The organism is Streptomyces sp. NBC_01390 (genome assembly GCF_045040105.1).
Taxonomy (GTDB): domain Bacteria; phylum Actinomycetota; class Actinomycetes; order Streptomycetales; family Streptomycetaceae; genus Streptomyces.
The window spans coordinates 5,998,894-6,011,703 of record NZ_CP109551.1 but is presented as its reverse complement, the minus strand read 5'-3'; the positions used below and the strand labels follow the sequence as shown (position 1 = coordinate 6,011,703).

The window sequence follows — 12,810 nt, the reverse complement described above, 5'->3', positions numbered from 1 at the left end:
GCACGTTGAGCACCGAAGAGATCGCGCACCACATCGCCGCCCTGCAGCAGGCCGAGTCCCCGGACCGGGACGCCGCGGCGCGGTTCGTCCTGCGGCTCGACGCCGCCTGGGACACCGCACACGTCCGTGCCGCGGTCGGGCGGCTGGTGACCCGGCACGACGCGCTGCGCAGCCGCGTGGCGCCCGCCCCCGCCGGCTACGGCGTCGTCAACGCCGTCCACGCCCCGGCCGACCTGCACTGGCACGAGCCGGACGGGTCGGACAGCGACGGGATCGCCACGCTGCCAGGGCTGCCGCTGAAGGTGGAGCACCGGTCCGGCCGGGACGGCGCCCCAGCCGAGCTCGCCCTCTCGCTCTCCGTCCGCACCGTCGACGCCGGGGCCCTCGCCGCCCTCGGCGCCGAACTGCTGGACCTGCTCGGCGGCGCCGAGCCCGCCGAGCCCGTGCAGATCGGACAGTACGCGGCCTGGCAGCAGCAGATGCGCACCCAGGTGCCCGACGAAGCGGCGCCCCCCCTCGAGCTCGCCCCCGGCCTGCCGTCCCCGCGCCTCGGCCAGGAGGCGTACACCGACGGCCCGCCAGCCGTGGCGGACGGGGACGGCACGGAGGGGGGCACCGAGGACGGCGGCCGCGTCGAACTCGCCGTCGACGCCGCCCTGCGCGGCCGGATCGCCGAACTCGCGGCGAAGCTGGACACCGACCCCGGAACCGTCGTCCTCGCCGCCTGGCTCGTGGTCCTGTGGCGCCACAATGCGGACCGCGACTTCCAGTGCGGCGTCTACGTGGACCACCGCCGCCGCTACCCCGATCTGGCGACCACCGCGGGACTGCTCTCCTGGTACCTGCCGCTCGCCGCCGGGCTCGGCGAGGAGGAGACGGGCCGCGAACTCGTCGAGCGGCTGGCCGGGCTGCGCACCGGACTCCTTGCCATGACCGACCACTTCAGCTGGGACGACGTGCCCCGGGGCACCGTCGACTGCGACGCCCGCGATCCGCGCCGCCCTGTCCTCTTCACCGACCTGGTCCTGGCCTCCGACGCCGCCGTCGAGGCCCTTGCCGACCTGGACACCGCCCACCCCCGGGCGTTCGCCCTGGAGGTGCTGCGCGGGCCCGGCTCCCTCCGGCTGGCCCTGCGCCACGACTCCCCGGCCGGCCGGGCCACCGCCGAGTCCCTCGGCGCGTCCCTCGGCGTCCTGCTCGACGAGCTGACCGCCGGCCCCGGTCGCCCGGTCGCCGAGCTGGCACTGCTGACCGACGCGGGCACCCGTGATGTGCTCGACGGCTTCGGACACGCGCCCGAGGAGACCCCGTACGAGGCCGGACACGTCTACGAGCTGTTCGCCCGGCAGGCCGCCCGCACCCCGGACCGCCTCGCCGTCCACGCCGCGAATCAGGGCCTCACCTACGCCGAACTCGACGCGCGTGCCGCGGCCGTGGCGGACGGCCTGCGCCACCAGGGCCTGCGCCCGGGCGCCCGGGTCGGCCTGCTGGTGGAGCGCAGTGCGGAGATGGTCGCCGTCGTCCTCGGCGTGTGGCGCGCCGGGATGGCATACGTACCGCTCGACCCGGCGACGCCCGCCGAGCGGATCGGCTACATCCTCGGCGACAGCGGAAGCGCGCTGCTGGTGACCGACCTGTCCGAGCGGCCCGCCGGCGAACTGCCGGTACCGGTGATCTCCGTCTCGGACCTCCAGGACGGCGCGGCTCCGTCGGCCGGGGAGGAGCCCGTGGAGTGTGGGGTGGCCGACCTCGCCTATGTCATCTACACCTCGGGGAGCACCGGACGCCCCAAGGGCGTCCAGATCGAGCACCGTTCGGCCGTCTACCTCGCCCGCGCGCACCGCGAGCGGATCTACCGACGGCACGATCCCGAGGGCGCGGGCCTGCGGGTCGGCTTCACCGCCTCGCTCGCCTTCGACGGATCCGTCGAGCGCATCCTCACCCTCCTGTACGGGTGCACCCTGTACCTGTACGACGACGCCTCCCGCCAGGACCCGGGTCTGTTCCTGGAGTTCGCCGAGCGGCACCGGCTCCAGGTCCTCGACGTCACGCCGTCCTTCCTGGCTCTGCTCGTGAAGCGCGGCCTGCTGGAGTCCACCGGCTACCGGCCCGAACTGGTACTGGTCGGCGGCGAGGCGATCCCGGAGTCCCTGTGGCCGCGGCTCGCGGAGAGCGGACCGGCGTTCTACAACGTGTACGGCCCCACCGAGGCCACCGTGAACGCCGCCGTTGGCGAGGTACGGGGCGAGCGCCCGCACCTCGGACCCGCGCTGCCCGGCGCCCGGCTGTACGTCCTCGACGCCCATGACCGGCCCGTGCCGCCCGGCGTCGTCGGTGAGATCCACATCTCCGGAGCGGGCCTCGCTCGCGGCTACCTGGGCCGGGACGACCTGACGGCGGCCGCGTTTTTGCCCAACCCGTTCGCCGCCGGCGACCCGCTGCACGCGCGGATGTACCGCACGGGGGACCGCGGCCGGTTCCGCCCGGACGGCACCGTCGAGTTCCTCGGCCGCGCGGACGGTCAGGTCAAGCTCCGCGGCTTCCGCATCGAACTCGGCGAGATCTCCGCCGTACTGCGCGAGGACCTCGCGGTGGAGGACGCCCTCGCGGCCCTGCACACCCCGGAGAACGGCGACCCCTCGCTCGTCGGCTACGCCGTCACGGCTGGCCCTGCCGAGGAGGTCCACGCCCGGCTGCGCGAGCGGCTGGCTGCCCGGCTGCCCGAGTACATGCGGCCGGCCGAACTCGTCCTCGTGCCGGAGTGGCCCCGCACCGTCAACGGCAAGGTCGACACCGCAGCCCTGCCCGCCCCGGGCACCGCGCGGCAGGCCACACTCAGCGCCGCCTACGTGGCGCCCTCCGGAGAGCTGGAGATCGCCCTCGCGGAGATCTGGAGCACGGTCCTGGGCCGCACCGGCATCGGCGCGCGAGACAACTTCTTCGAACTCGGCGGCCATTCGCTCCTCGCGGCCCGCATGATCGCCACCGTCAACGGGGAGTTCGGGCTCGACCTGCCGCTGACCACCGTCTTCACCGAGCGCTGCGTCGCCGACCTGGCCGTCGCCGTGATCCGGGAGATGACGGGGGCGAGCACGCCGGAGGAGCTGGAGGCCCTGCTGCGGGTGACGGGCGAGGAGCTGTAGGGATGTTCGCGGAGGTCACGTCGTTCGCCCTGGTCGCGGGGCTGCTGACGATCACGCCGGGCCTGGACACCGCCCTGGTGCTGCGGACCGCACTGGCCGTCGGGCCGCGCGGCGCCATGGCGACCGCACTGGGCATCAACACCGGTGCCCTGTGCTGGGGCGTGGCGGCCTCAGTGGGCGCCACCGCCGTGCTCGCCGCCTCCGACGTGGCGTACCTGGTGCTGCGGACGGCCGGAGCCGGCTATCTGCTGTGGCTGGGGCTTGGCATGCTGTGGCGCAGCCGTCCGGGCCGCGGTCCGGACGGCGCCGGGCCGCCCGCCCCCGCGGACCCGGCGCCCAAGGCGGACCAGGCGGCAGGCGGCGACTCCATGGTCCGCCTGTGGTGGCGCGGTACCGCGACCAACCTGCTCAACCCGAAGTTCGGCGTCTTCTACATGGCGATGCTGCCACAGTTCATCCCCGACGGCGCACCGCAACTCCTGACCGGCATCGCGCTGACGCTCGTGCACGACCTGGAGGGGCTCCTCTGGTTCGGACTGCTCGTCCTCGGCGTACGCAGGCTCCGTGACCGGCTCGCCCACCCGGCCGTCCGGCGGGCGATGGACGCGATCACCGGAACCGCACTGGTCCTGGTCGGGGTAGACGTGGCGCTCTCCGAGCGCCCGGTATGAGAGCCCGGCGAAGGCCGGGAAACAAGGAGAACAGCATGACCGCCGCACACGACCCGACGCTCCCCGAGGGGGCTCCAGCCGACGGCATCGCCGTCCTGATCGGCTCCAGGCCCGCCGAGGGCTACGAGACCCTGGCGCGCCTGGGCATCCCCTTCCTCTGGTTCGTCGACCCCGTCGACACGCCCCCGGAGTCGGTGCCGGGAGCCGTCGGCGTGGTCCATGTGCCGTTCAAGAGCGACCCGTTGAGCGTGCTGCGGGTGCCGCTGCCGGACTCGGTCCGCGCCGTCCTGTCGTTCACCGAGATGGGGTCGCTGCCCGCGGCCATCCTGTCGGAGGCCCTCGGACTGCCCTCCGTGCCGGTCCGCGCCGTCGTACGGGCCCGGAACAAGCTGCTGATGCGACGCGTCCTCGCGGACACCGTGCCCGGCCCCGCCTTCGGCATCGTCGGCACGGACACGCCCGGCGACAAGGACTTCCCGCTGATCGTGAAGCCCGCGGAGGGTACCGGGAGCCAGGGCATCGCGTACGTCGAGACCCCGGAGGAGTACCGCGACCGGGCGGACGAGCTGACCGGCGCCCTGTGGGAACAGTTCCTCAGCGGTGACGAGTTCAGCGTCGAGGCGGTGTCCTCCGAGGGGGACCACCGCATCCTCGGCATCACCGCCAAGGCGACGACGGGAAAGCCGCACTTCGTCGAGACCGGCCACGAGGTGCCCGCCCTCCTGCCGCCCGAGACCGAGCGGGCCATCACGGAATGCGTCCGTCGCTGTCTGGACGCGCTGGAGATCACCCTCGGCGCCTCGCACACCGAGGTGATGGTCTCCGGCGGCCGGCCGTTCGTGATCGAGACCCACACCCGCGCCGGCGGCGACCGGATCCCGCTGCTCACCCGAATGGTCAGCGGCGCCGACCAGTACGAGCTGGCCGTCCGTTCCGTGCTCCCCGGCACCGCCCCCACGCCGCAGGAACCCGCCGCGTACCGGTACGCCGCCGTGCACTTCCTGCCCTGGCAGGACGTGCGCGTCACCGGCGTGACGGGAGAGGAGGAGTGCCGGGCCGCGGCCGGCGTCGTCGAGGCGTTCGTCGAGGTCGCCGATGGCGACAGCGTGCCGGTGTGGCGCTACAGCCACGAACGGCCCGGCTACCTCGTGGTGGGGGCCGACGAGCGCGCGGAACTCCGGCAGCGGATCCAGGACGCGGAGAGCCGGCTGCACCCCCGGTTCGGCTGAGGCGGAACCGCGGGATCGACGGGATCGGTGTAGGGAACGAACGGCAGAATGAGAGAGAAACAGTGGCGGATTCCAAGCCGACCGGGGTCCTCAGGACCCTGCGTGAGCTGCCGAGCGAGGTGGTCGTGCTGCTGGTCGGCATCGGGATCAACCGCATGGGCAGCTTCGTCCCGATCTTCCTCGTGCTGTTCCTGACCCGTGAGGCCGACTACCCCGCGGCCCGCGCGGGCATGGCGCTGACCGCCTTCGGCCTGGGCGCCATCCCCGGCGTCCTTGCTGGCGGGGCGATCACCGACCGGGTCGGGGCACGGGCCTCCATTGCCGGCTCGATGACCGTGTACGGTCTGCTGGTCGCGGCCGTCCCGCTGCTGGCCGGCGAGTCGATGTGGCTGCTCCTCGTGGTGATTGCCTGCGCCGGCGCCACCGGACAGCTGTACCGGCCCGCGGCCACCGCGATGCTCGCCGAACTCACTCCCGCCGACCGGCTGGTCATGGCCTCGGCCGCGATGCGGCTCGGCCTCAACACCGGTGCCACTCTCGGGCCGCTGCTCGGCGCCTCGCTGGCCCAGGTCTCGTACACGCTCGTCTTCTTCGTGAATGCGGCGGCCGCGCTCCTGGTGGCCGCCGCCGTGCTGTGGCGACTGCCTGTCATGCCGCGCGGCATGAGCGACGGCCCCGCCACCGGGGCGAAAGGCGGGTACCTGCCCGCGCTCCGCGACCGCCGGTACGTGCTCGTGGTGGCGGGTACGTTCCTGGTGGCCGTCGTGGAGATCCAGTACCAGACGGTGCTCCCCCTGGAGGTGGCGGCCCGCGGCCACTCCGACTACGTGTTCACGAGCCTCGTGGCGCTCAACGCGCTGGTCGTGATCCTCGGCGAACTCCCGCTCACCCGGGTCCTCCAGGTGCTCCCGATGCGCCTCACCATGGCCCTGGGCAGCCTGGTGCTCTGCGTCGGCGTCGCCCTGTTCGGCCTGCCGGCCGGACTGTGGATCCTCGTCGTCGGCACCCTGGTGTGGACACTCGGGGAGATCGTGAGCGCGCCGCCGGTCAGCGCGTACCCGGCCCTGATCGCCCCGCCGGAGCTGCGGGGCCGCTACATCGGGCTGATGGCCACCAGCCAGTCGATCGGCTACGCCGTCGGCCCGGCGATCGGCGCGGCCCTCTTCGAACTCCACGACGCCGCCGTCTGGTCGATGTGCGCGGCACTGGGCGTCGGGGCCGCGCTCTGCATCGGCATCGGCGTACGCGAGCCCGACAAGACCGCGGCGGACGACAGCGACGCCCAGGAGGTGGGCCGGACGTGAAGACGATCGGCAGGCAGACGCTCCACAGCCGCTTTGGCGTGCCCTTCGACGCGCTCGCCGCCGCCGAGGGAGCGGACACAGAAGGAGAAGTCGCCTTCCACGATCGCCTCGTGCACCACCCCCGCCATGCGGAGTCTCATCTCGCTGAAGCCGTGGTCATGGTGTGCGGCCCAGGCGGTACACCGCAGGGCGTTGCCGCACATCGTTGCGATCGAGCCGTCGGCGTTGAAGCAGCCGACTACGAGGACGACCGGGCTGATGCTGATCAGGCTGCTGATGACAAGGCCGTCCGCCCCTACGCCGGTTCGCCTGGCACAGAGACGCTCGGCCTCCTTCGACCAGTCCTTCTCGCCGTCAGGCACGGGGTCGGATAACAAGACGAAGTCGTTCCCTGCTCCATAGATCTTGCGGAAGCGCATGGCAAAGCTCCTCGCTGGGCTGAGGTGTTGGTTCTCGTGATGGCCGAACAGGGCCTGGGGTCAGAGAAGTTCGATGGGTCGATACGTGGTCGTCGGCTTGTTCATAACCCACGGGGAGTGCCCGTCGAAGATCAGAACCCGGTGTTCCACGGTGCCGGCGGACCTCATGTCGCGGACTCGCAAGTACTGCCCTCCGAGGCACACGAAGTCGCCCATGTGGATATCGCTTGGCTGCCTCTGACCGCCGATGGTGCCGAGAGGAGGAAGGGGACCTCGATCGGCACGCGGATTGGATGCTTGCGCGCCGCCATTTCGAACTCCTTGACGATCTCCTGCTGCATCTTGTCGATGGCGCGCTCGTCGATGTTGAACTTGGCCATCCGTGGCCTCCGCTCTCAGTGCTGCCCGGGAGCCTGACGAGCCCCACTGACAACGCGGCTGCCGTAGAAGCACGGCTGCGGTGCATGGTCCAAGGCCGGCTCGGGGGGTCGGCGGGCCTCGGACCAGGCGTACGTGCGTCATCTCATCCGTGAACTGGTGCTTTGCGTAGGCGACTTCACTCATATGCGGCTAATGCGTGGCGCAGGTCACATGAAATGCGTCTCGCGATTTGAGACGCCTCGGGCGTGGAATGTTCGGAACGGCGCCCGAAGGGGCCTGGTGCAGCCGCTCACCCTCGACTTAGGGCACGCAGAGGGCACGCCACCCCCGAATCGGACTAGACAACAAAAAACCCCAGCCCACTGACCTGGCCTTATGTTCTCTGGCGAAACGGCCGGGAGTGTGGGATCGCACCGCTGTTGACCGTGGTTCACCGGGCTTAAGGGCACGCTATGGGCACGCCGTCGGCGCGGAAAGGCGCAGGGCCCTCTTGGCGGTTGACGCGGGGCCGAGGAAGGCCCGTGTGCGTTCGTGGGCGGGGTCCGTCATGAGCTTCTCAGGGGGGCCTTCCTCCAGGACGGCCCCCTGGTCGAACATGACCAGCCGGTCCGCGGCGGAGCGGGCGAAACCCATCTCATGCGTGACGACGATCATCGTCATGCCGTCGTCGATGAGTTCCTTCATCACGGCGATGACCTCGCCGACCATCTCGGGGTCGAGGGCGCTCGTCGGTTCGTCGAAGAGCATCAACTCCGGCTTCATGGCGAGGGCGCGGGCGATGGCGTCGCACTGCTTGGCCTGCAGCGCCGGGATGATCCCGTTGAAGCTGGTGTTGGCCCAGTTCGCCCGGACCCCGAGTTCGGCGGCCAGCGCGTCCCCGAGTTCGACCTCGGCTCCCACCGGCTTCTGCGCGGTGTCGTAGTACGTCAGCGGCGGCGCGCTGATGTCCGAGCAGTAGGTGATCTGACCGCTCTTCACGAGCGCACCCGAGGGCACCTTGACCGACGCCGGCTTCGCGGCGGCGTCGGTGTCGCCGGAACCGCCGGCGCAGCCGGCGAGGGCCAGGGCGGCCACTGCGGTGGTGCCGGCCAGCACGGACACCGATCGGCGGGAGAAGGAGAGCGACCAGGCCATGTGCGAACCCCTTTGCGAAGTTCTCGCTGTTGCGCGGCGATTTAGTCAGTGTCATAGTCGACGACGTTGACTATGACAGGGAAGCTAGGCCCGTCGCTCTCGGACTGTCAATAAGCCCCAGGTAACACGGGAGTTAACAGGGCGCACCGCAGGTGGCCGTCGGCGCACTGCCGTCGGCGCACTCGGAAAGGGAACGATGTCCGCACTCACCGAACGTCAGCTCGCCGCGCGGGGCGGGGAATGGGCCGTCGCGACGCCCCACGCCGCGGCGAGCGACGTGGCCGCCGAGGTACTGCGCGGCGGCGGCAACGCGGTCGACGCGGCGCTCGCCGCCGCCGCCATGCTGACGGTGGTGTACCCCAACCAGTGCTCTGTCGGCGGCGATCTGCTGGCCCTGGTGGGCACCCGAGACGGCGACATCCGCTTCGTCAACGCCGGCGGCCGGTCCCCCCGAGCGGTCGACGTGGCGTCGCTGACGGCGGCGCACGACCTGATGCCCGTGCTCGGCGCCCTGCCGGTGACCGTTCCCGGCGCGGTCGCCGGGTGGGGCGTACTCGCCGAGACCTGGGGCACCCGCCCGCTCGCCTCGGCGCTCGCGCCCGCCGAGGCAGCCGCCCGTGAGGGGGTGCCCGTGGCTTCCGGACTGGCCCACGACCTCGCCCGCGAGAGCGGCAACCTGGCGCGCGATCCCGGCATGCGCGGCGTGTTCTTCGCCGACGGCGAGGTCCTCGCGGCCGGACAGACGCTGCGCCAGCCCCGCCTCGCCCGCTCCCTGGACCTGATCGCCTCGGAAGGCCCCGCGGCGATGTACGGCGGAGAGGTGGGCGCTAGCCTGGTGAAGCTGCTCGCAGCAGGGGGCTCCGCGATGACGGAGGAGGACTTCGCCGCGCACACCGTGGAGCTCTCGCCGGCGCTCGTCGCGGAGTACGACGGCGTCGAGTACCTGTCGGCCGGTGCGAACTCGCAAGGCCTCTACTTCCTGCAGGGCCTCAAGGCACTCGACGTGGCCCGCACCGTCCGCGGGCCGCTCGACCCGCTGGGCCGCGACGCCGGCGTGGTCGCCTCCGTACTCGCCTGGACCGCCGGCGACCGTGACCGCCACTGCGCCGACCCGGAGTGGAGCAGCGCCCCCGTCGACCATCTGCTGTCCGACGCGTACGCGCGGCGCATCGCCGAGCACGCCATGGCCGGCACGGCGGTCGACCTGCTCGCCCAGCGCAAGGCGACCGGTGACACCGTGGCGGTGGTGGTGGCCGACGCGGACGGCACCTGGGTCTCCCTGATCCAGAGCGTCTTCCACGGCTTCGGCGCCGCGCTGCTCGACCCCGGCACCGGGATCGTCCTGCACAACCGCGGCGCCTCGTTCTCCCTCGACCCCGCCTCGCCCAACCGGCTGGCCGGCGGGAAGCGGCCGCTGCACACGCTCATGCCGGTCCTGGTCCGCGAGGGGGGCGAACTCGTCGGCGCGCACGGCGCCATGGGCGGACGCGCACAACCCCAGGTGCACACCCACATGGCCCTGCACCTCGCCGCCGGTTCCTCTCCCGAACACGCCGTGTCGGTGCCACGCTGGGTCCTCGGAGCCATGGAGGCGGGAGGGACGACCGGCGCGGGCGTCGTCAGCACCGAGCGGGACGTTCCTGCCGTCGGCGTCCAGGCGATCGAGGGGGCGGCCTTCAGCGTCCGGTCGCTCGGCGCGAACGACGACGGGGTGGGCCACGGCCAGTTGGTCCGGCGAGTTGCCGGGGACGGCCGACCGCAGCTGGCGGTGGCCACCGATCCGCGCGCGGACGGTTCGGCGGTGGCCGGCTGACACCATGGCCGGATACGCGATCAGGGAGCGATCGACGTGGGGAAGGAAGCATGACTGACAGCAGTGCCAGGACGACCAAGAGGGCGAGCCGGAGCCGGCTGCCGCGAGGCACCCTGAGCCAGGAGCTGATCGTCCAGGCGGCGTTCCGGGTCGCGGACTCCTCCGGTATGGAGAGGCTGACGTTCCAGGCCCTCGGCCGTGAGCTGTCCGCCCATCCGACGGCGATCTACCGGCACTTCCGCAACAAGGACGAACTGCTGCTGGCACTCATCGACGCCCTGCACGAGGAGGCCCTGGCCAACACCCCGCCGCCCACGGACGACTGGGCCCACGACCTCATGGAGATCGCGATCCACATCCATGAGGCGTTTCTCCGCCATCCCCGGGTGGGGGCCCTGGCCGCAGCGCGCACCGCCCGGCGGGAGAACGAGTTCCGGTCCGTGGAGCGCAAACTGGACTGCATGCGCCGGGCCGGTCTCGACGACACCGAAGCTGCCCGCTACTACCGGGTCTTCGCCGACCTGGTGCTGGCCTACAGCGCCATGGACGCGAGCCTGGCCGCCCTGTCCCCGGAACTCCGGGACGCCGACCTGCGAGCCTGGGAGACGGACTACCGCACACTGCCGTCCGACAAGTACCCCAACATCGCGCGGGTCGCACCACGGTTCGTGAGCTTGGACGACCCCCAGAACTTCGTGACGGCCGTCCAGGCGGTCATCGACACGGTCCGGGCGAAGACGGAGCGCGAGGCCCGCCCCACCTGAGCCACAGCGCGCCGCGTCCTTACAGCGCGGACACCCCTTCCGACACGGCCATGAGCACCTGGCAGTCGGCGGACGGTTCGTGCCGTGCACGGGTCGCCGAGAAACCGCGTCGGGGCGGCAACCTTCTCGTCCTCTGCGGCAACTGGGAACCGGAAAGCCGAGTCGCACTACCGGATGGACGGGCATGAGGGCAACGAAGCACGCCGCGCCGCAACCGTGGCGCAGGCGCAGGCATAGGCGCGGACCGGTCACGGGCATTCCCCTGGCGCCGCTGGTCGTCGACGGCACTGCCGTGCAGCCGGCCGTCGCGCAGCCGACCGGCGTCCGGTTCGCCCGGCATTGACCAGCCCGCCGGTCAGCCGTCACCGCCCCGCAACCATGCACGACCGCCGTTCGAATCCCGGGCCGGGCACCGGTAGGCTGCGCCCCCCGTTGTTGTTAAATGCGCAACTAACGCGCACTTCATGGCTAGGAGAGGGCGACCGGGGGATGGTCCTCGATGACGCGTCCGCGGAGTTCCACGAATTCTTCGAACGCCACTATGCCGAGCTCGCCCGTCTGGCATACCTCCTGACCGGCGAGACCGACGCGGCGGACGACCTCGCGGCGGATGCCCTGGTCGCCCTGTGGCAGCGCTGGGACCGGTTTCGGCAGGCCGACCACCCGCTCGCCTACGCCCGCGGTGTGGTTGCCAACCTGGCGCGGGGACGGATCCGCAGCACGGTCCGGGAGCGGCGCCGGATCACGCTGTTCTGGTCCCGCAGCCCCGAGAAGGTGGACGGGCCGGACGCGGCGGCCGTGCTGGACGTCCGCGCGGCGCTCGCCCGGCTGCCGTACCGCAAGCGGGCCTGCGTGGTGCTGAGACACGCCCTCGACCTGTCGGAGAAGGACACGGCGGCGGCGCTGGGCATATCGGTCGGAACGGTGAAGAGCCAGACCTCGAAGGGAATGGCCGAGCTGGAAAAGCTCCTGGGCGCACACGCGGCCGGGGACCTGGTGCCAGGAAGGAGGAACCGGTGAACGAGGACATCAACCGTCGGCTGCGCGAGGCCGCCGAGGCCCACCGGCCCGACCGCGCGCGGATGCTGGCCCGGGTGGAACGCGGCATGGCCGGCCCCGCCGTCCGGCACCGCGCGCGACCGTTCGCGAGGTCCGGGACCAGGGTCGTCCTCGCCGGGCTCGCCGCCGGCGGCATCCTGACGACCGGCGGCCTCGCCGTCGCCGCCATCGTCGCGACCCCGCCGCCGAAGCCCACCGTGACCACGCCCACCACCCTGCCCCCGGCCGTCAGCTCCCCACCCCCGAAATCGGCCCACCCCACCCCTGTCGTGCCGCCCCCGGCCACCACGCCGGGCAGCGCGCGCCCGACTCCGTCGGCCACGGCCACCAGTCCCTCGCCGACCGCCGGCGAGAGCCGGAACGGGCCGCTGCGGTCGGCCGGCTCGCTGGATGCGAAGAGCACCGTCTACTGGACGCAGAGCAACCTCGCCCTCAAGACGACCCAGCCGCTCACCTCGCTCACGATCGAGATCCGGATCGTGCAGACCGGCGGCACGAAGAACACCGGCACCTGGCAGACCCTGCCGGGTGATGACTTCACCGTCACCGTCCAGGAGGCCGGTGGCGCGCTGGTCTACCGCTGGGTCCTCAAGCCAGGTCTGACCGTGCCGGCCGGGAACCATGAGTTCGCCGCGCAGTTCAACAACGGCGCCGGCGTGCGCAAGGCCACGGGCGACGGCTACCGCGTCGACGCACAGGGTTCGGGCGGCTCCGCGTCGGTCCGGGGAGGGTTCGTCCCGACCCGGTGAACGCCGCTGCGCGGCAAGGCGGCGACGACGGCCGTGAGAATGCTTCCCTTGATCGCGGCAACCTTTGTGTGCGTGGCGGCAACTGGCGGGTGACCGGGGCCGGATCAGGGCCCGCTGCGCCAGAAGGACATACCGTTGTCAGAT

The 12,810-nt window shown here is 72.0% G+C and carries 11 protein-coding genes and 1 pseudogene; 9 read left to right on the top strand and 3 right to left on the bottom strand.

Features of this window, described 5'->3' with window-relative positions; all coding sequences use genetic code 11:
• Nucleotides 1–5: 5 nt before the first annotated feature.
• The 4 genes from OG241_RS27145 (at nucleotide 6) to OG241_RS27130 (ending at nucleotide 6,347) form a co-directional block, all read left to right on the top strand.
• Entirely contained in the window at nucleotides 6–3,143 is a 3,138-nt protein-coding gene (locus OG241_RS27145) for a non-ribosomal peptide synthetase (protein WP_405818736.1), read from the top strand.
• Between the two features lie 2 nt (nucleotides 3,144–3,145).
• Nucleotides 3,146–3,814 carry a LysE family translocator gene (locus tag OG241_RS27140; RefSeq protein ID WP_405818734.1) on the top strand — a complete coding sequence of 223 codons (669 nt, stop codon included), beginning with the start codon at nucleotides 3,146–3,148 and terminating at the stop codon, nucleotides 3,812–3,814.
• Between the two features lie 35 nt (nucleotides 3,815–3,849).
• The gene (locus OG241_RS27135; RefSeq protein WP_405818732.1) at nucleotides 3,850–5,043 is read left to right on the top strand and encodes an ATP-grasp domain-containing protein; all 1,194 of its coding nucleotides are present in this window, start codon (nucleotides 3,850–3,852) and stop codon (nucleotides 5,041–5,043) included.
• Between the two features lie 62 nt (nucleotides 5,044–5,105).
• Nucleotides 5,106–6,347: an MFS transporter gene (locus OG241_RS27130; protein ID WP_405818731.1), complete on the top strand. Its 1,242-nt coding sequence runs from the start codon at nucleotides 5,106–5,108 to the stop codon at nucleotides 6,345–6,347.
• 212 nt (nucleotides 6,348–6,559) lie between these two features.
• On the opposite strand, the pseudogene OG241_RS27125 reads toward OG241_RS27130, so the two are convergent.
• The 3 genes and pseudogenes from OG241_RS27125 to OG241_RS27115 all read right to left on the bottom strand — a co-directional run.
• Nucleotides 6,560–6,766 (bottom strand): annotated as a pseudogene (locus tag OG241_RS27125) (diaminopimelate epimerase); the annotation flags it as partial.
• A 164-nt stretch (nucleotides 6,767–6,930) separates the two neighbouring features.
• Nucleotides 6,931–7,146, bottom strand: coding sequence for a hypothetical protein (locus OG241_RS27120; protein WP_405818730.1), 216 nt, complete (start codon nucleotides 7,144–7,146; stop codon nucleotides 6,931–6,933).
• 451 nt (nucleotides 7,147–7,597) lie between these two features.
• Entirely contained in the window at nucleotides 7,598–8,281 is a 684-nt protein-coding gene (locus OG241_RS27115) for a transporter substrate-binding domain-containing protein (protein ID WP_405818728.1), read from the bottom strand.
• Between the two features lie 196 nt (nucleotides 8,282–8,477).
• Here OG241_RS27115 and OG241_RS27110 point away from each other — a divergent pair, with 196 nt between their 5' ends.
• The 5 genes from OG241_RS27110 to OG241_RS27090 all read left to right on the top strand — a co-directional run bounded on the left by OG241_RS27110 (nucleotide 8,478) and on the right by OG241_RS27090 (nucleotide 12,666).
• The gene (locus tag OG241_RS27110; protein ID WP_405818727.1) at nucleotides 8,478–10,094 is read left to right on the top strand and encodes a gamma-glutamyltransferase family protein; all 1,617 of its coding nucleotides are present in this window, start codon (nucleotides 8,478–8,480) and stop codon (nucleotides 10,092–10,094) included.
• Between the two features lie 50 nt (nucleotides 10,095–10,144).
• Nucleotides 10,145–10,858 carry a TetR/AcrR family transcriptional regulator gene (locus tag OG241_RS27105; RefSeq protein WP_405818725.1) on the top strand — a complete coding sequence of 238 codons (714 nt, stop codon included), beginning with the start codon at nucleotides 10,145–10,147 and terminating at the stop codon, nucleotides 10,856–10,858.
• Between the two features lie 184 nt (nucleotides 10,859–11,042).
• On the top strand, nucleotides 11,043–11,201 hold the full coding sequence (locus OG241_RS27100; protein ID WP_405818723.1) for a hypothetical protein: 159 nt from the start codon (nucleotides 11,043–11,045) through the stop codon (nucleotides 11,199–11,201).
• A gap of 146 nt (nucleotides 11,202–11,347) precedes the next feature.
• Nucleotides 11,348–11,878: a SigE family RNA polymerase sigma factor gene (locus tag OG241_RS27095; RefSeq protein WP_405818721.1), complete on the top strand. Its 531-nt coding sequence runs from the start codon at nucleotides 11,348–11,350 to the stop codon at nucleotides 11,876–11,878.
• Complete coding sequence (locus OG241_RS27090) at nucleotides 11,875–12,666, top strand: hypothetical protein (protein WP_405818719.1); 792 nt, start codon at nucleotides 11,875–11,877, stop codon at nucleotides 12,664–12,666. The genes OG241_RS27095 and OG241_RS27090 overlap by 4 nt, the downstream gene beginning before the upstream one ends.
• Nucleotides 12,667–12,810: the final 144 nt, after the last annotated feature.

Coding starts and splice junctions, on each gene's coding strand:
- OG241_RS27140 (WP_405818734.1), top strand. CDS start 3,146: ATGTTCGCGGAGGTCACGTCGTTCGCCCTGGTCGCGGGGCTGCTGACG.
- OG241_RS27135 (WP_405818732.1), top strand. CDS start 3,850: ATGACCGCCGCACACGACCCGACGCTCCCCGAGGGGGCTCCAGCCGAC.
- OG241_RS27120 (WP_405818730.1), bottom strand. CDS start 7,146: ATGGCCAAGTTCAACATCGACGAGCGCGCCATCGACAAGATGCAGCAG.
- OG241_RS27115 (WP_405818728.1), bottom strand. CDS start 8,281: ATGGCCTGGTCGCTCTCCTTCTCCCGCCGATCGGTGTCCGTGCTGGCC.
- OG241_RS27110 (WP_405818727.1), top strand. CDS start 8,478: ATGTCCGCACTCACCGAACGTCAGCTCGCCGCGCGGGGCGGGGAATGG.
- OG241_RS27105 (WP_405818725.1), top strand. CDS start 10,145: ATGACTGACAGCAGTGCCAGGACGACCAAGAGGGCGAGCCGGAGCCGG.
- OG241_RS27100 (WP_405818723.1), top strand. CDS start 11,043: ATGAGGGCAACGAAGCACGCCGCGCCGCAACCGTGGCGCAGGCGCAGG.
- OG241_RS27095 (WP_405818721.1), top strand. CDS start 11,348: ATGGTCCTCGATGACGCGTCCGCGGAGTTCCACGAATTCTTCGAACGC.